Origin of the sequence: Nonomuraea sp. SBT364, from assembly GCF_001083785.1 — a bacterium.
Classification (GTDB): Bacteria; Actinomycetota; Actinomycetes; order Streptosporangiales; family Streptosporangiaceae; genus Nonomuraea.
Window position 1 is genome coordinate 1 of sequence record NZ_LAVL01000081.1, and the last position, 16429, is coordinate 16429.

The window sequence follows — 16429 nt, forward strand, 5'->3', positions numbered from 1 at the left end:
GGCCGGCCCGCGCCGCCTCCCGCCGCCGCCCCCCCGCCGCTGCTGGGCGTCGCCCCGGTCTACGAGTACGGCTCCGTGCGGGCCCTGACCGGCGGGGTGCCGGGCTCGGTCACCGTCGCCTACACCGGCGTCGGTCACGGCCTCTACGTCAACCACGGCAACCCCTGCGCCATCGGGCACGTCGACCGCTATCTGATCGACGGCGAGCTCCCGGTGCCGGGCACCACCTGCGCGGCGGCGTAGGACGCGGCGCGAGACTGGGTCCCGTGAGACGCCACCCGGACGCCCTGCTGGCCATCGCCGTCGCCGTCGTCGCGCTGGCGGTCTCGGCGCTGGACGCGTGGCTGCGCGGTCAGCCGCTCCAGCTCACCGGCGTGCGCGCGGTGGCGGAGTGGGCGGTGCCCGTCGTGGCGGTGTGCGCCCCGCTGGCCGTACGGCGGAGGGCGCCGCTGACCGCCGTCCTCGCGTCCGCGGCCGTGGTGCTCGTGTCCGCCTTCGCGCTGCGGCAGGACGCGGGGACGTGGGTGCTGGCGCTGGCCGTCGCCTCGGCCGCCTACCACCGCCACCGGCTGCGGCTGGTCCTGCTGGCCGCCTCCGTCGGCTGGGCGGTGACGATGGGCGACCCGGACGTGGCCGCCCTGTCCGTCTACGCGGCGGCGGGCGCGGCCCCGGTCGCCGCCGGCTACGCGCTCCGGCTGCGCGCCGACCGCGCGGCCCAGGCCGTACGGCTGCAGCGGGCCAGGGAGGAGCGGGCCCGCGCCCAGGAGGCGGCCCGCATCGCCCGCGACGTGCACGACATCGTCGGCCACCACCTCAGCGCGATCCGCCTGCAGGCGGTCGGCGGCCGCCGCGCCCTGGCGGGCCGCGACCCCGACGCCGACCGTGCCCTCGAAGGCATCGCCGCGCTGTCCGCCGAGGCCCTCGCCGAGATCCGCGCCCTCATCGCCACGCTGGTCCGCCCGGACCCCGAACCGCCCCGCGGCCTCGCCGACCTGCCCGGCCTGGCCGCCCGCAGCGGCGGCTCCGAGCTGGACGTCACCCTGGACCTCGCGCCCGGCCTCGACGACACCCTCACCCCTGACACGGCGGCCTGCGTCTACCGCGTCGTCCAGGAATCCCTCACCAACGCGGCCACGCACTCGGCGGCGGGAAAGGCCACCGTGAAGCTCCGCGAGAGCGCCACCGGCGTCACCCTCACCATCGACGACCCCGGTCCCCGCCGCCGGAGCCCCGCCCCGGGCGCCGGGTCCGACGGCGGGCGCGGGCTGCCGGGCATGGGGGAGCGCGTCGCGGCGCTCGGCGGCCGCTTCCACGCCGGGCCACGCGGCCGCCACGGCTGGCGCGTCCGCGCGGACCTTCCCGCCGACCCGCCGACCGCCGCCCACCCGTCGGATGCGGGCCGTCCGGGCGGTGGGCGATGATCCGGTTGCTGGTGGCGGACGATCAGGAACTCGCCAGGGAAGGGCTGCGGCAGTTGCTGAGCCCCGAGCCCGGCATCGACTTCCTGGGCGCCGCCCGCGACGGGGACGAGCTGGTCCGGATGGCCCGCGAGCACCGCCCGGACGTCATACTCACCGACATCCGGATGCCGGGCACCGACGGCATCACCGCCATCCGGCGCGTCCTGGCCCGTACGCCCGGCGTCCCGATCGTGGCGCTGACCACGTTCGACACGGACGAGTACCTGTTCGGCGCGCTGGAGGCGGGCGCGGTGGGGTTCCTGCTGAAGGACGGCGACCCCGGCCTCTACCTCGCCGCCGTGCGCGCCGCCCACCGGGGGCAGGGCCTGGTCGACCCGCAGGTGACGCTCAGGCTGGTACGCCGCTTCGCCGCCCCGCCGGCCCGCCCGGCGGCGCCGGAGCTGACGGCGCGCGAGAAGGAGGTGCTGCGCCTGGTCGCGCTGGGCCGCTCCAACGCCGAGATCGCCGGGGACCTCCACATCGCCCCGGGCACCGCGAAGATCCACGTGTCCCGCATCCTCACCAAGATCGGCGTGCGGACGCGGGTACAGGCGGCGATCCACGCCTACCGCGCGGGGCTGGTGCCGCCGGAGGAGTAGGCGGCGGGCCCGGCGTGGCGCAGTGGTGAGAGCAGAATCGGCACCCAGCTCAGGGCCATGACGGCGGCGCCCGCCCAGAGTGACGCCCGCACGCCCCACAGCTCGCCGATGAGCCCCGCGAGAAGGCCGCCGAGACCGAGCGCGCCCATGAGCAGCAGCCGCATCGTGGCGGTCATGCGGCCCAGCATGTCGTCGGGCGTGACCTGCTGACGGAGGCTGACCAGCAGCACGTTGTTCACCCCGGTGCGGAACGTCAGGACGAACCAGGCGGCCGCCGCCAGCCACAGCCACGGTCCCCGGTCCAGCTGGGGAACCAGGAGCGCGGCCGGCGCGGTGGCCAGGCTGACGAGCCAGGCGCCCCGGCCGGGGCCGAGCCTGCGGCCGATGAGGTGCGCCGAGGCGGAGCCGGCCAGCACCCCGGCCCCGCCGACGGCCAGGAAGGCGCCGAGCACCCATTCCGGGTGGCCGAGCTGATCGACGACCAGCACCGGCAGCAGGACCGAGCACAGGGGGAAGGCCAGGTTCGCCATCGCGCCCTGCACGGCCACCCCGACGAGCAGCGGGTTCCCGAACAGGAACCGCACCCCCTCGGTGATCTGCGGCACGAGGGGCAGCCGCGCCGGGGGAGCGGCCGGGGTCGGTTCGGGGACGTGACGCAGCCACAGGGCCGACCACAGGTAGGACAGCGCGTCCACCAGGATCGCCATGGGCGCGCCCGCCACCTGCGCCAGCACCCCGGCGACGCCGCGCCCGGCGACGTCCATGCCCGCCGAGGTGCCCACGAGCATCGAGTTGGCCGCCGTCAGCCGGTCACGCCCCACGAGCCCGGGCACCAGGCTGTACGAGGCCACGTCGAACGCCAGCGACCCGGCTCCCACCAGCGCCGCCACCACGTACAGCTGTCCCATGCCGAGCCACCCGGCCCACCACGCGACGGGCACCGACAGCAGGACGGCGGCCCGGACCAGGTCGGCGGCGACCATCACCGGGCGCCGCCGCACCCGGTCGACCCAGGCGCCCGCGGGCAGACCCAGCACCAGCACGGTGAGCGTGCTCAGCGCGCTGAGCAGCCCCACCTCGCCGGCGCCCGCCCCCAGCACCGTGACCGCGAGCAGCGGCAGCGCGACGTAGGTGATCTGGCTGCCGAGCTGGCTGACCGCCGCCGCCAGGTAGAGGCTGCGGAACCCGCGCTCACGCAGCAAATTTGTCGTCATGCCGGTCAACATGCTGAAATATCGACCAGGACCGCCACGGATTAAGTGAGCAGCGAATCCACCATGACCCTCGACCTCACGTTCACCGCCCGGGACCTGGCCAACATCCGCTTCGCCGTCTCCCCGCTGGGCGAGGCCGTGGCCAGCGTCCGCGTGGTGAAGAACCCGGCCGCCCACCCCCTGCTGCGCCCCTGGGCCGAGGAGGTGCGCCGGAGGCTGGCCGGGGTGGACTGGGGCCTGCTGTCCGACCTGGTCCCCGTGCCGACGATCGCGATCGCGGGCTTCACCTGCACCCCGCCCTCCACCTCGCTCCCCGACCTGGAGGTGGAGCTGGCCACGATGCGGGCCGCCGCGGCGCGCGTACGGTCCGACCTCGACGCCGTGCGGGCGCCGCGCACCGGGCGGATCGCCGCGCTGTACGACGACCCGGGAAGAGGGCTGGAGCGCCTGGCCGACGAGGTCGCCGCCTACTGGGAGGCCGCGATCGCGCCGTACTGGCCGCGCATCAGGGCGCTGCTGGAGGGCGAGATCCTCTACCGGGCCCGGCAGCTCGCCGAAGGCGGCGCCCGGCGCATGCTGGCCGACCTCGACGAGACCGTCGCGTGGCGCGACGGCACGCTGGAGGTGAGCAACCGTTACGCGTCGGGCCCGAGGTCACTGCGCGGGCTGGGGCTGCTGCTGGTGCCGTGCGTGTTCGCCTGGCCGAGGGTCCTGTCGGTCACCACGCCGCCGTATCAGCCGACGGTCCGCTATCCGCCGCGCGGCATCGCCACGCTGTGGGAGCGCCGGACGCCGGAGCCGCCCGAGGCGCTGGCGGCCGTGCTGGGCCGCACGCGCGCCCACCTGCTCGCCGAGCTCGACCGGCCCGCGTCCACCCGCGACCTCGCGCTGCGCGCCGGGCTCTCCGAGCCCGGCGCCAACCAGCACCTCACGGCCCTGCGCAGGGCCGGCCTGTGCACCGCCCACCGCACCGGCCGGTACGTCATGTACGCGCGGACGGAGATCGCCGAGGCGCTCCTGGGTCACTTGGACGAGACGCCGACCCCCAGGTCGAACTCGCGGTAGACGCGCGCCCAGAAGCCGTCACGCAGCCACACCCGCGCCTCCGGGTAGGGCCGCAGCGAGTGGCCGAGCTCCTTCTCCGCCTCGATGAGCAGCTCGGTGTCGATCACCGTCGGCAGGATGGGGCCGGGCAGCAGGTCGCGGATGTTGTCGCGGCCACGGGTGAGGATCCACTTCTGCGCCACGTGCTCGCCCACGTCCTCCACGCGTGGGCGGCTGGGGCCGAGCTTGGCCACCTGGCCGGGCTTGACATGCGGCTTGACCGGCGCGCGGCCGGCGAACACCTGGGCGGGCGAGGGGGCGGCCGCCGGCGGGGTGACCGCGACGGGCTGGGGAGCACGGCTGAAAAAGGGCCTCAGGAAATCAGCGCTGATCACTTCCACGGTGTCGGACTCCCACACCAGGCGTTCGGCCTGGTTGGTGCCATAGGGCGGTTCCACGCCCCACAGGTGGATGCGCACCCCGTACGCCTGGGCCGCCTCCACCGCGGGCACCATGTCCTCGTCGCCGGCCAGCAGGATCGTGTCGGTCACCGCGTGGTGCCTGGCCAGTGCCTCCAGGTCGCTCCTGATCTGCGCGTCGACGCCCTTCTGCTGGCCACGGGCGTTCAGGTTGCCAAGTCTTACCTTGACCCAAGGGAGCTGGGCGATGACCCGCTGGTCGACGGTGGGCACCCGGTCGCGGGCCGCGTCATACCAATAGATCCGCAGAAGCTCCCCGGAAATACGTTCCTCTGCATGTTTCTGTAGACTCTGGATGAGCTCATCGGCCGCCACTCGATATTCCTTGCGCTCCTTGGCGCCGAGCAGCACTTCACCTGCGGCAGCGTAGAGATAACCGACATCCACAAGGACGGCGTACTTGGCTGCCACAGGATGCGGCATGAGGTCTGGGATGGCCATGATGTCCTCCAGGCCGCGGCGTTAGTTGATCGGCTGACTATATACGCCTACTTTCTCTAGATAGTCCCAACTCCCGGAGAACTTGACACCCGATTCCCGGGATCTATCTAGGGTTGGGCGCTCATCCGCCAAGCCGACTTCCCCGGCGCCGGTGGGTTACGCATGCTTCTCGCGGGGTTGCGCCAGGATTGTGCCGCCGGGGTCACGGAGGGTGTCGGGCGGGCGTGGCGGGTGGCGAGGACGGCCACGAGCGCGGCGATCTCCTCGGGCGTGGCGTCGCCGTGCACGACGCGCAGATGGTCGCTCATAGCGGGATGTTCCCATGCTTCTTCGGCGGCAGCGTGGCGCGCTTGTTGCGCAGCGCGCGCAGCGCCCTGACGACCTGGGCCCGGGTCTCCGACGGGCGGATCACCGCGTCCACGTAGCCGCGCTCGGCCGCGATGTACGGGTTGGCCAGCGTGTCCTCGTACTCGGTCACCAGCCGCGCGCGCTTGGCGTCGGCGTCGTCGGCGGCGGCCAGCTCGCGCCGGTAGAGGATGTTGACGGCGCCCTGCGCGCCCATGACCGCGATCTGCGCGGTGGGCCAGGCCAGATTGACGTCCGCGCCCAGGTGTTTCGAGCCCATGACGTCGTACGCGCCGCCGTACGCCTTGCGGGTGATGACGGTGACCAGCGGGACGGTGGCCTCGGCGTAGGCGAACAGGAGCTTGGCGCCGCGGCGGATGATTCCGTTCCATTCCTGATCGGTTCCTGGGAGGAAACCCGGTACATCAACAAAAGTCAGGATCGGAATATTGAAAGCATCACATGTTCGAATAAATCGTGCGGCCTTCTCGGATGCGTTGATATCCAGGCATCCGGCGAAATGCATGGGCTGGTTGGCCACCACGCCCACCGGCCGGCCGTCGACGCGCCCGTACCCGACCACCACGTTCGGCGCGAACAGCGCGTGGACCTCCAGGAACTCGCCGTCGTCCAGCACGTGCTCGATGACCCGGTGCATGTCGTACGGCTGGTTCGCGGAGTCCGGGATGATCTCGTCCAGCTCCGGGTCGGGCGCCAGGTCCCCGGCCGACTCGAACGCCGGCGCCTCGTCGAGGTTGTTGGAGGGCAGGTAGGACAGCAGCGCCTTGACGTACTCCAGCGCGTCGTCCTCGTCCGAGGCCTGGTAGTGGGCCACGCCGGACTTGGTGTTGTGCGCGTGGGCGCCGCCGAGCTCCTCGAACGTCACCTCCTCGCCGGTGACCGTCTTGATGACGTCCGGCCCGGTGATGAACATGTGCGACGTCTGGTCCACCATGACCACGAAGTCCGTCAGCGCGGGGGAGTAGACGTGCCCGCCGGCCGCCGCGCCCATGATGAGCGAGATCTGCGGGATGACCCCGGAGGCGTGCACGTTGCGCTTGAAGATCTCCGCGTAGAGGCCGAGCGCGACGACGCCCTCCTGGATGCGCGCGCCGCCGCCCTCGTTGATGCCGATGATCGGGCAGCCGGTCTTGAGCGCCAGGTCGAGCACCTTGACGATCTTCTCGCCGTACACCTCGCCGAGCGAGCCGCCGAACACGGTCACGTCCTGCGAGAAGACGCACACCTGCCGCCCGTCGACCGTGCCGTGCCCGGTGATCACGCCGTCGCCGTACGGGCGCCGCTTGTCCAGCCCGAACATCGTCGACCGGTGCCGCGCGAACTCGTCGAACTCCACGAACGAGCCCTCGTCCAGCAGTGCCAGCACCCGCTCGCGGGCCGTCATCTTGCCCTTGGCGTGCTGTTTGTCGACCGCTGCCGCGGACCCGGCGTGCAGGGCCTCGTCCAGCCTCCGCTCCAGGTCGGCGATCTTCCCAGCGGTGGTGTGAATATCCGGCATGTCTGGCAAGGGTTCGGCAGCAGTCATGCGCGCAAGATTAATCCCTGCTCATAGAGTGGATCCATGTCGGACGCGGTACGCACCACGGCTCTGTTCAAGCGCTACGGCCCCCAGGTAGCGGTGGCCGAGGTCGATCTGGTCGTCCCCGCGGGCAGCTTCGCCGGGCTCGTCGGTCCCAACGGCGCGGGCAAGACGACCACGCTCAGCATGATCACCGGCCTGCTCCGCCCCGACGGCGGCGAGGCCCACGTCGACGGCCACCACGTGTGGCGCGACCCGCTCCAGGTCAAGGCCCGCATCGGCGTGCTCCCCGAAGGGCTGCGGCTGTTCGAGCGGCTGTCCGGCCGCGAACTGCTCCTCTACAACGGCCGGCTGCGCGGCATCCCCAAGCCCGAGGTCGAGCGCCGGGCCGACGAGCTCCTGGAGGTCATGGACCTGACCGCGGCCGCGGGCAAGCTCGTCGTCGACTACTCCACCGGCATGCGCAAGAAGATCGGCCTGGCCGCGGCGCTGCTGCACAACCCGTCGGTGCTCTTCCTGGACGAGCCGTTCGAGGGCGTCGACCCGGTCAGCGCCAACACGCTCACCGAGGTGCTGCGCCGCTTCACCGCCTCCGGCTCCACCGTCATCTTCTCCAGCCACGTGATGGACCTCGTCGAGCGGCTGTGCGACTGGGTGTCGGTGATGAGCGGCGGCCACATCGTCGCCCAGGGCCCGATCGACGAGGTGCGCGCCGGACGCAGCCTCAACCAGGCGTTCCTCGACCTGGTCGGCGGGCCGCAGGCGGCCACCGGGGAGGGCCTGGGCTGGCTCGGCTCGGCGGAGCGCCGGTGAACACGGTCGCCCTGTTCGCCGGGCTCAAGCTGCGCCTCATCACCGGCAACCTGCGCGGCGACACCGCACGCCAGGTCGGCTTCGCGTTCACGCTCATCCTGGCCGCCGGCGCGGCGGTGGGCGGGTTCGCCCTGATCAGCCTGCTGCGGCTGGCGCCCGCCGACCTCGCGCTCGCGGTCGTCACGCTCCTCTACACGGCGCTGCTCGTCGGCTGGATGATCGTGCCGCTGATGGCGTTCGGGCTCGACGACACCCTCGACCCGGCGCGGCTGTCGCTGTTCCCGCTGCGCACCGGCGTGCTGGCCGTGGGCATGTTCACCGCCTCGGCGACCGGCGTGTGGCCGGTCGCCACGCTGGTCGTGACCGCCGGAGCGCTGGTCGGGCTGGCGAGCGGCATCGGCGGGGTGCTGGTCGGGCTGCTGTCGGTGCTCGTCCACTTCGCGCTCTGCCTGGTCGCCTCCCGGCTGGTCACCACCGCGCTGTCGGGCGCGCTGCGCTCCCGGCGCGGCCGTGACGCGCTCGCCGTGGCCGCCATCGCCGTCGTCCTGCTCTTCCAGCTCCCCAACCTGCTGATGAACCGCGGGTTCGGCGACCCCGCGGGGATGCTGCACGACATGGCCGGGGCGCTGCGGTGGACACCGTCCGGGCTGGCCGCGCACGCCATCGCCGACGGCGGGCTCGCCGGCCTCGGTGAGGTGGCCGTCCTGGCGGTCGTCGTCCTGGTCGTCGGCTGGCTGTGGATCAAGGCGCTCGGCCGCGCGCTGGTCACGGCCGACTCCTCCACCCAGGCCGCCTCGGTGCGCCGCGAGAGCGGCCTGACCGACCGGTTCCTGCCCGACGGCCTGCTCGCCGCCGTGGTGAGCAAGGAGCTGAAGTACGTCCGGCGCGACCCGCGCTATCGGATCCTCTGGTTCGCCGCCGTCGCGGTCGTCCTGGTGATGGCGTTCTCCTTCACCGGCCAGGGCATGAGCGGCGCCGGCCTGCCCATCGGCCTGACCGCGTTCTGCGGGATGATGATCGCCATCCAGCTCGGCAACGCCTACGGGATCGACGGCCGCTCGCTGTGGATGAACGCGGTGGCGTTCGGCTCGCAGCGGCAGTTCGGCCTCGACCTGGCCGGCCGGCACCTGGCCAACGCGCTGATCGCGCTCCCGGTGCTGCTGCTCGTCGCCGTCGCCTCGGCCCTGTTCGCCGGGGAGCCCGGCGCGATCGGCTGGGCCCTGGCGGCCGGGGCGGGCGTGCTCGGCGTGGGGTTCGGCGTCGGCTCGGTCACCAGCGTGCTCGTCCCGTACACGGTGCCCGAGCGGATGAACGCCTTCACCGGAGCCGCGCCCGGTCAGGGCGGCCAGGCGTTCGGCTGCGCCCTGCTCGCCTTCACCGGCGTCGGCGTGCTGTCCGCGCCGTTCGCGATCGCCGCCGCGTTCGGCGCCGTGTGGGTGCTCGCCTTCGCCCCCCTGTACGGGCTGGCGATCGAGGCGCTCGGCCGCGCGCTCGCCACCAAGATCGGGTTCGTCCGGATGCCGGAGCTGCTGGAGGCCGTGTCGCGTCCCACGTGAGCAGTGGTCTAGTCCATTAAGTGAGACCGGTCTGCGCTTGTTCTGAACGACTGGATACCCTTCGAAGCATGATTGACCAGGGGCTTGAGCACCGTAGCGCCGCCGTGACCGAGATGCCGGACGAGCTGCGCCGCGATGTGCGGCTGCTCGGCAAGCTGCTCGGCCAAGTGATCGCCGAACAGGGCGGCGAGGACCTGCTGGCCGACGTCGAACGCCTGCGCAAGGCCGTCATCGCCGCCCGCAGGGGAGAGGTGTCCGGCGACGAGATCGCCGCCATGGCGGCCGGATGGGAGATCGACCGCGCGGTCCAGATCGCCCGCGCGTTCACCTGCTACTTCCACCTGGCCAACCTGGCCGAGGAGCACTACCGCATCCGCATCCTGCGCCAGCGCGACACCGAGGACGCGGTGCAGCGCGAATCGCTGGCCCAGGCCGTGACCGAGCTCGGCCGCGACCGGGTCGCCGAGCTGGTCGGGGAGCTGGAGCTGCACCCCGTCCTGACCGCCCACCCCACCGAGGCCCGCCGCCGCGCCGTCGTCACCGCCATCCAGCGGGTCAGCGGCCAGCTCACCGAATACAACGCCCCCGGCCGCGGCGCCTCCGAGCGCGCCGAGCACGAGCGCCGCCTGCTGGAGGAGATCGACCTGCTGTGGCGCACCGCCCAGCTCCGCAACACCAAGCTCGACCCGCTCGACGAGGTGCGCACCGCTATGGCCGCCTTCGACGAGACGCTGTTCCGCATGGTGCCGCAGGTCTACCGCTCGCTCGACGCAGCGCTCAGCGACGCCACCGGCACCCGGCCGCCGCTGGCCAGGCCCTTCATCCGCTACGGGAGCTGGATCGGCGGCGACCGCGACGGCAACCCGAACGTCACCTCCAAGGTCACCCGCGACACCATCCAGATCCAGTCCGAGCACGTGCTCAACGCCCTGGAGACGGGCTGCACCCGCATCGCGCGCACGCTGACCGCCGCCGCCCAGTTCGTCCCGGCCTCGCCCGAGCTGCGCGCCGGCCTGGCCGCCGCCGTCGACGCGCACCCCGAGCTGGTCTCCGAGCTGGCCACCCGCTCGCCGTCCGAGCCGCACCGGCAGTGGCTGCTGTTCGTCGCCGCGCGCATCGCCGCGACCCGCCGCCGCGACCTGGACCTGGCCTACCGCAGCCCCGCCGAGCTGCTCGCCGACCTCCGGCTGGCCCAGGAGTCGCTGTCCCGGCACGCCGTACGGCAGGCGTACGGGGAGTTGCAGCACCTGATCTGGCAGGTCGAGACGTTCGGCTTCCACCTGGCCGAGCTGGAGGTGCGCCAGCACTCCCAGGTCCACGCGGCCGCGCTGGAGGAGCTGCGGGCGGGCGGCGAGCTGTCGGAGCGCACCGAGGAGGTGCTGGCCACGATCCGGGTCATCGCCTGGATCCAGGAGCGGTTCGGCGTCACCGCGTGCTCCCGCTACGTCGTGTCGTTCACCCGCTCGGCCGACGACATCGCCGCCGTGCACGAGCTCGCCTCCTACGCGCTGGGCGGCCGGCCCGTGGTGCTGGACGTGGTGCCGCTCTTCGAGTCCGGCCAGGACCTGGCCAACTCACCGGGCGTGCTGGCGGGCATGCTGGAGATCCCGCAGGTCCAGGAGCGGCTGGCGGCCACCGGGCGGCGCATGGAGATCATGCTCGGCTACTCCGACTCGGCCAAGGAGCTCGGCCCGGCCGCCGCCACCCTGCGCCTGTACGAGGCCCAGGAGCAGCTCACGGCGTGGGCCGCGGCCAACGACGTCAAGCTGCGCATGTTCCACGGTCGCGGCGGCGCGCTCGGCCGGGGCGGCGGCCCCGCCAACCGGGCCGTCCTGGCCCAGGCCCCCGGCTCGGTCGCGGGCCGCTTCAAGGTGACGGAGCAGGGCGAGGTCATCTTCGCCCGCTACGGCCACATCGCGATCGCCCGCCGGCACATGGAGCAGGTCGCCAACGCCGTCATCATGGCCTCCTCGCCCTCGGTCGGCTCCCGCACGGCCGCCGCCGCCGACCGGTTCCGGCCGCTCGCCGAGCAGGTCGCCACCGCCTCCGAGCAGGCCTACCGCGCCCTCACGGAAGCCCCCGGCTTCCCCGAGTGGTTCGCCCTGGTCAGCCCGCTGGAGGAGATCGGCTCCCTGCGTCTCGGCTCCCGCCCGGCCCGACGCGGCCTGGGCGCCCCGCGTTCCCTCGACGACCTGCGCGCCATCCCGTGGGTGTTCGCCTGGGCTCAGACGCGGGTCAACCTGCCCGGCTGGTACGGCCTCGGCGCCGGTCTCGCCTCGGTCGGCTCCCTGACCGACCTCCAGGCCGCCTACGCCGAATGGCCGCTGTTCAACGCCCTGCTGGACAACGCCGAGATGTCGCTGGCCAAGACCGACCGCTCCATCGCCGCCCGCTACCTGGCCCTCGGCGGCCGCAAGGACTTCGCCGACCAGGTCCTGGAGGAGTACGACCGCACCAGGGCGCTGGTGCTGAAGGTCACCGGTCACACCCGCCTGCTGGAGAACCGCAAGGTCCTCTCCCGCGCCGTCCAGCTCCGTGACCCGTACGTGGACGCCCTCTCGCACCTGCAACTGCGCGCCCTGTCGGCACTGCGCACCGGCAACCCGTCCGACCGCGAACGCGAGCGCCTGTCAACGCTGCTGCTGCTCTCGGTCAACGGCGTCGCCGCCGGCCTCCAGAACACGGGCTGACCCCAGCACCCCGCGGACGATGAGGAACTGGCCCACGATGTAGGTCGTCATCAGCACGGTGCTCCGGCCGGGAGATCCCATCCCGGCCACGCCGAGCCCGACCAGGAAGTCGGAGAACGCGAACAACGCCCCGCCGATCCCGGCGACCCGGCCGAGCCCGCCCGCGAAGGCCGCCATCGTCACCAGGGCCAGGCCGTACACCAGCACGGGGGCCGCCAGCGCGCCCAGCGGCTCCCACAGCACCACCGCGGCGCCCGTCCACACCGCCAGGTAGGCCGCCGCACCCCAGCGCGGCCGGGACCCGGCGCGGACGAACACCACGATGTAGCAGATCTGCATCACCAGGAAGGACGTCATCCCGGCGACGAAGGCGGCCTGCCCCTCCACGAGCAGCGCCACGTCGCCCGCCGCGGCGAACAGCAGCGCGGCGGCCAGCAGCCGGCGTCCCGGCGCTCGGCGGAGCACGTACGCCGCCAGTACCGGGCAGAGCAGCGGCTTGGTCATCCACTCCAGCCACTCGACCCCGAGCGCCACCGAGGACACGTTGGCCACGGCCAGCACGCCGAACAGTATGAGCACGCCTCACCTTAGCGCCTCACCTTGGCGCCTGGTCAGGCAGCGATCGGGGCGGGTGGTTCGAAGGCCACCGAGTCACGGACGGCGGCGTACAGGCGCCAGCTGAGCGACCCCCGGCGGGACACGACCGTCACGCCGACCCCCTGCGTCAGCAGCCAGATCGCCAGCTCGGTGAAGAAGCCGTCGCCCGAGCCGATCACCACCCGGTCGAAGCGCTGTCCGAGGCGGTCCACGTACGCGGTCTCGACGAGCGCCCGGTCGGCGCCGTCGGGGCCGGATCTGACGAGGAGCTGCACGCCCCGGAAGGCGATCCCGGCCGGGACGAGCGCCTTGTGGTTGACCGCCACGATGAACTGGTCCATCGGCCCGATCGGCACGATCGACCGGTAGAGCGTCATGACGGTGGTGACCTCGGCCGTCGTGGGCAGGCTCGACGCGGTCAGGTTCTCGATGTCCAGCAGGTGCACGGCCCTGCCCCGGTACCAGGTGGTGGGCTTCACGGCATCTGGCCCTTCTGTCACGTGATGTCCAGTGAAGCATGTGTTGATGGAATCGACCAGCATTCCCCGAGACGTTGCAAGGGGTCCGGGGCGGGGGTACGTTCCCCCCGACATCGTTGGTGAGGAGAGCTTGTGGACAGGGACGTCCAGGTGACCGCGGCGGACATCGCCAGGCTGGGGGACGTCGGCCGCGCCGCCGTCAGCAACTGGCGCCGCCGGCACGAGGACTTCCCCCAGCCCGTCGGCGGCACCGCCACCAGCCCCACCTTCTCGCTGAGCGAGATCAAGGACTGGCTGCGCGCCCACACCGAGGCCAGGCCGCTGCCCAGGCGCGAGTGGTTCTGGCAGGAGCTGAGAGCCGGCGTCCCGGAGGAGGAGCTGCCGGCCCTGATCGCCGACCTCGGCTCGTTCCTGCTGCGGGCGCGCGGCGGCGGGGCCCGCCCGGAGGGCGAGGTGCAGCGCGGCGTGGCCGAGCTCGCCGCCGAGCACGGCCCCGAGGAGACCTTCCACTTCCTGTACGAGCGCTACGCCGAGTCGCAACGCGCCAGCCTCACGCCCAAGCCGGTCGCCGATCTGATGGCGGCGCTGCTCCCCGGCGCGCCGCGCCGCGTGCTCGACCCGGCCTGCGGGTGGGGCATGCTCCTGCGCGCCGTGCGCGAGCGGTCCGGCGGGCAGCTCCTCGGCCAGGACCTGAGCGAGGCGACGGCCCGCCTGACGGCGATCTCGCTGGCCTTCGATTCCGGCGACGCCGACATCCGGGCGGGCGACGCGCTGCGGGCCGACGCGTTCCCCGGCGCCGCCGTCGACGCCGTCGTCTGCAACCCGCCCTTCAACGACCGCAACTGGGGCTACGAGGAGCTCACCGCCGACGCCCGGTGGGAGTACGGCCTGCCGCCGCGCACCGAGCCCGAGCTCGCCTGGGTCCAGCACGCCCTCGCGCACCTGGTCCCCGGCGGGTTCGCGGTGCTGCTCATGCCGCCGGCGGCGGCCGGGCGCAGGTCGGGCCGGCGCATCAGGGCGCAGCTCCTGCGCCGGGGCGCGCTCCGCGCGGTGATCGCCCTGCCGGTGGGCAGCGTGCCGAACATGTCGGTCGGGCTCACCCTGTGGGTGCTGCGCCGGCCCGGCGAGACCCCGCCTCCCGGCCACGTCCTGATGGTCGACACCTCCGCCGGGCCGGACGACTTCGCCGGGGCGGCGCTGGCCGCCTGGGAACGCTTCCGGCGCGGCGAGAGCGACGGCCAGGGCGAGGGCGAGGGCGGCGACGAGCCGGGGGTGAGCCGGGCCGTGCCGGTCATCGACCTGCTGAACGACGAGGTCGACCTGCTGCCGGGCCGCTACCTGCCCGCCACGCCCACCGGGCTGTCACCGGAGCGGATCGTGCGCAGCCGCGACCGCCTGCACGAGACGCTCGCCGACACCCTCGCGCTGCTTCCCGGCATCGAGCTCGCCCCGGCCGGCCGTGACCGTCCCCTGGTTCCCGTGGCCGAGCTGGAACGCCGCAACCTGCTCACCGTCCACCAGCAGGCCCCCGTCCGCCCCGGCGAGACCTCCGGCGTCCCCGGCGACGCCAGCGTCCTCACGGCGGAGGACGTCGTCCGGCACCGCCCCGCCACCGGCCGGGCCGCCTCCCTGCGCAAGGAGATCCGCACCCGCCCCGGCGACGTCGTCGTGCCGCAGGTCGTCAGGAAGCCGATGGCGACCGTGGTCTCCGACGGCGGCGACGTCATCGGCACCCAGTTGCACCTGCTCCGCCCCGACCCGGAACGGCTGGACCCGCACTTCCTCGCCGGGTTCCTCACCGCCCAGGGCAACCTGCGCCACTACGCCTCCATGTCCTCGACGCACCGGGTGGACGTCCGGCGCGCGGAGATCCCCCTGCTGCCGATCGAGGAGCAGCGGGCGTACGGCAGGGCGTTCCGGCATCTGCAGACCCTGACCGAGTCGCTCCGGCAGCTCGCCGAGCACGGCGCCGACCTCGTCCAGGACACCCTGGACGGCCTGACCGGGGGCCTGGTGCTGCTCTCGGCGGACGACCCGGCCTGGCGCGAGTCCGAGTGATCAGAGCCCGGCGAAGAACGCGCGGAGGTCGTCCGTCAGGGCCTCGGTCGCGGTGTGGGCCGTGTAGTGGCCGTGCGTCGGAGCGGGCAGCGTCTTCCAGGAGACGATGTTCGCGTGGTCGCGCTCGGCGAAGGGCCGGATGGACTTGAAGTCGCCCTCACCCATGGCCAGGCCGAGCGGCACGGTCGTGGGCTCCTTGACCGGCTCCGCGCGGGCGTTCTCCCAGTAGAGGCGCAGGGAGGACGCGGCGGTGCCGGTGAGCCAGTAGATGGCGGCGTTCGTCAGGACGAAGTCGTCGTCCAGGTCCTCGTCGAAGAGCTGGGCGAGCCAGCCGACCAGGCCGGCGGGGGAGTCGGCGAGGGCGTGGGCCAGCGTCTGCGGCTGCTGCGACTGCAGCACGTTGAAGGCGCCCTTCTCCTTCCAGAACCAGTCGAGGACGGCGAGGCCGGCCCGGTCCTCCTCGGTCAGGTTCGCGAACTCGGCCGGGTCGCCGGAGGGGAAGGAGAAGATCTGCGTGACGTGCACGCCGACGACATGCTCGGGGTCGACGCGGCCGATCTCGGGGGAGATCATCGAGCCGGCGTCGTTGCCGGCCGCGCCGTAGCGGGTGTAGCCGAGGCGCGCCATCAGCTCGGCCCAGGCGCGGGCGATGCGCTGGTTGTTCCAGCCGAGCTCCTTGGCCGGGCCGGAGAAGCCGTAGCCGGGCAGCGACGGGATGACCAGGTGGAAGTGGCGCGACAGCGGCTCGATGGCCCGGAGGTACTCGGCGATCGAGCCCGGCCAGCCGTGGGTGAGGATCAGCGGCAGCGCGTCCGGGTCGGCCGAGCGGACGTGCAGGAAGTGGATGTCCTGGCCGTCGATCTCGGTGACGAACTGCGGGTAGGCGTTGAGCCTGGCCTCGACGGCGCGCCAGTCGAAGCCGTCGCGCCAGCGGGTGACCAGACGCCGGACGCGGTCCACGGCGACGCCCTGGTCGGCGCCCGGGATCTCGTCGGCGAAGCGGGTCAGGCGCAGGCGGGCGGCGAGGCCGTCGAGGTCGGCCTGGGGGATCTCGATGCGGTAAGGGTGGATCACGACGAACCTCCAGAAGCGGAACGGCTTGTTCTGTTCCAAC

The 16429-nt window shown here is 73.0% G+C and carries 15 protein-coding genes; 8 read left to right on the top strand and 7 right to left on the bottom strand.

Going from position 1 to position 16429, the window contains the following annotated elements:
* From ADY59_RS28980 to ADY59_RS28990, 3 genes are all read left to right on the top strand, one after another.
* Nucleotides 1–243: alpha/beta hydrolase (locus ADY59_RS28980; RefSeq protein ID WP_049568405.1), on the top strand; the 243-nt coding region annotated here is incomplete at its 5' end.
* A gap of 23 nt (nt 244–266) precedes the next feature.
* Nucleotides 267–1421: a sensor histidine kinase gene (locus ADY59_RS28985; protein ID WP_049568407.1), complete on the top strand. Its 1155-nt coding sequence runs from the start codon at nt 267–269 to the stop codon at nt 1419–1421.
* The gene (locus ADY59_RS28990) at nt 1418–2059 is read left to right on the top strand and encodes a response regulator (protein ID WP_049568409.1); all 642 of its coding nucleotides are present in this window, start codon (nt 1418–1420) and stop codon (nt 2057–2059) included. The genes ADY59_RS28985 and ADY59_RS28990 overlap by 4 nt, the downstream gene beginning before the upstream one ends.
* Here the strand turns inward: ADY59_RS28990 and ADY59_RS28995 are convergent.
* Nucleotides 2026–3273 (bottom strand): MFS transporter, encoded by a 1248-nt coding sequence (locus ADY59_RS28995; protein ID WP_231618947.1) that lies wholly within the window; start codon nt 3271–3273, stop codon nt 2026–2028. The two genes, ADY59_RS28990 and ADY59_RS28995, sit on opposite strands and share 34 nt — an antisense overlap.
* A gap of 45 nt (nt 3274–3318) precedes the next feature.
* Here ADY59_RS28995 and ADY59_RS29000 point away from each other — a divergent pair, with 45 nt between their 5' ends.
* A complete protein-coding gene (locus ADY59_RS29000; RefSeq protein ID WP_231618948.1) occupies nt 3319–4338 on the top strand; it encodes an ArsR/SmtB family transcription factor in 1020 nt (339 codons plus the stop codon).
* On the opposite strand, the gene ADY59_RS29005 is transcribed toward ADY59_RS29000, so the two are convergent.
* From ADY59_RS29005 to ADY59_RS29010, 3 genes are all read right to left on the bottom strand, one after another.
* A complete protein-coding gene (locus ADY59_RS29005) occupies nt 4296–5237 on the bottom strand; it encodes an NYN domain-containing protein (RefSeq protein ID WP_049568418.1) in 942 nt (313 codons plus the stop codon). The genes ADY59_RS29000 and ADY59_RS29005 overlap by 43 nt on opposite strands.
* Before the next feature lie 107 nt (nt 5238–5344).
* On the bottom strand, nt 5345–5545 hold the full coding sequence (locus tag ADY59_RS49045; protein ID WP_082310491.1) for an acyl-CoA carboxylase subunit epsilon: 201 nt from the start codon (nt 5543–5545) through the stop codon (nt 5345–5347).
* Complete coding sequence (locus ADY59_RS29010; protein ID WP_049568421.1) at nt 5542–7128, bottom strand: acyl-CoA carboxylase subunit beta; 1587 nt, start codon at nt 7126–7128, stop codon at nt 5542–5544. The genes ADY59_RS49045 and ADY59_RS29010 overlap by 4 nt, the downstream gene beginning before the upstream one ends.
* A 36-nt stretch (nt 7129–7164) precedes the next feature.
* Here ADY59_RS29010 and ADY59_RS29015 point away from each other — a divergent pair, with 36 nt between their 5' ends.
* The 3 genes from ADY59_RS29015 to ADY59_RS29025 all read left to right on the top strand — a co-directional run bounded on the left by ADY59_RS29015 (nt 7165) and on the right by ADY59_RS29025 (nt 12181).
* Nucleotides 7165–7935: an ABC transporter ATP-binding protein gene (locus tag ADY59_RS29015; protein ID WP_049568422.1), complete on the top strand. Its 771-nt coding sequence runs from the start codon at nt 7165–7167 to the stop codon at nt 7933–7935.
* Nucleotides 7932–9491: a hypothetical protein gene (locus ADY59_RS29020; protein WP_049568425.1), complete on the top strand. Its 1560-nt coding sequence runs from the start codon at nt 7932–7934 to the stop codon at nt 9489–9491. Before ADY59_RS29015 ends, ADY59_RS29020 begins: the two co-directional genes overlap by 4 nt.
* Nucleotides 9492–9559: 68 nt before the next feature.
* Nucleotides 9560–12181, top strand: coding sequence for a phosphoenolpyruvate carboxylase (locus ADY59_RS29025; protein ID WP_049568426.1), 2622 nt, complete (start codon nt 9560–9562; stop codon nt 12179–12181).
* Here ADY59_RS29025 and ADY59_RS29030 read toward each other — a convergent pair.
* On the bottom strand, nt 12122–12760 hold the full coding sequence (locus tag ADY59_RS29030; protein WP_063780813.1) for a lysoplasmalogenase: 639 nt from the start codon (nt 12758–12760) through the stop codon (nt 12122–12124). The two genes, ADY59_RS29025 and ADY59_RS29030, sit on opposite strands and share 60 nt — an antisense overlap.
* 32 nt (nt 12761–12792) lie before the next feature.
* Complete coding sequence (locus tag ADY59_RS29035) at nt 12793–13257, bottom strand: NYN domain-containing protein (RefSeq protein ID WP_049568429.1); 465 nt, start codon at nt 13255–13257, stop codon at nt 12793–12795.
* A 132-nt stretch (nt 13258–13389) separates the two neighbouring features.
* Between ADY59_RS29035 and ADY59_RS29040 the strand changes: the two genes are divergently transcribed.
* A complete protein-coding gene (locus ADY59_RS29040) occupies nt 13390–15315 on the top strand; it encodes an N-6 DNA methylase (RefSeq protein WP_049568431.1) in 1926 nt (641 codons plus the stop codon).
* On the opposite strand, the gene ADY59_RS29045 is transcribed toward ADY59_RS29040, so the two are convergent.
* Nucleotides 15316–16389, bottom strand: a complete 1074-nt coding sequence (locus tag ADY59_RS29045) for an epoxide hydrolase family protein (RefSeq protein WP_049568475.1) — start codon at nt 16387–16389, stop codon at nt 15316–15318.
* Nucleotides 16390–16429: the final 40 nt, after the last annotated feature.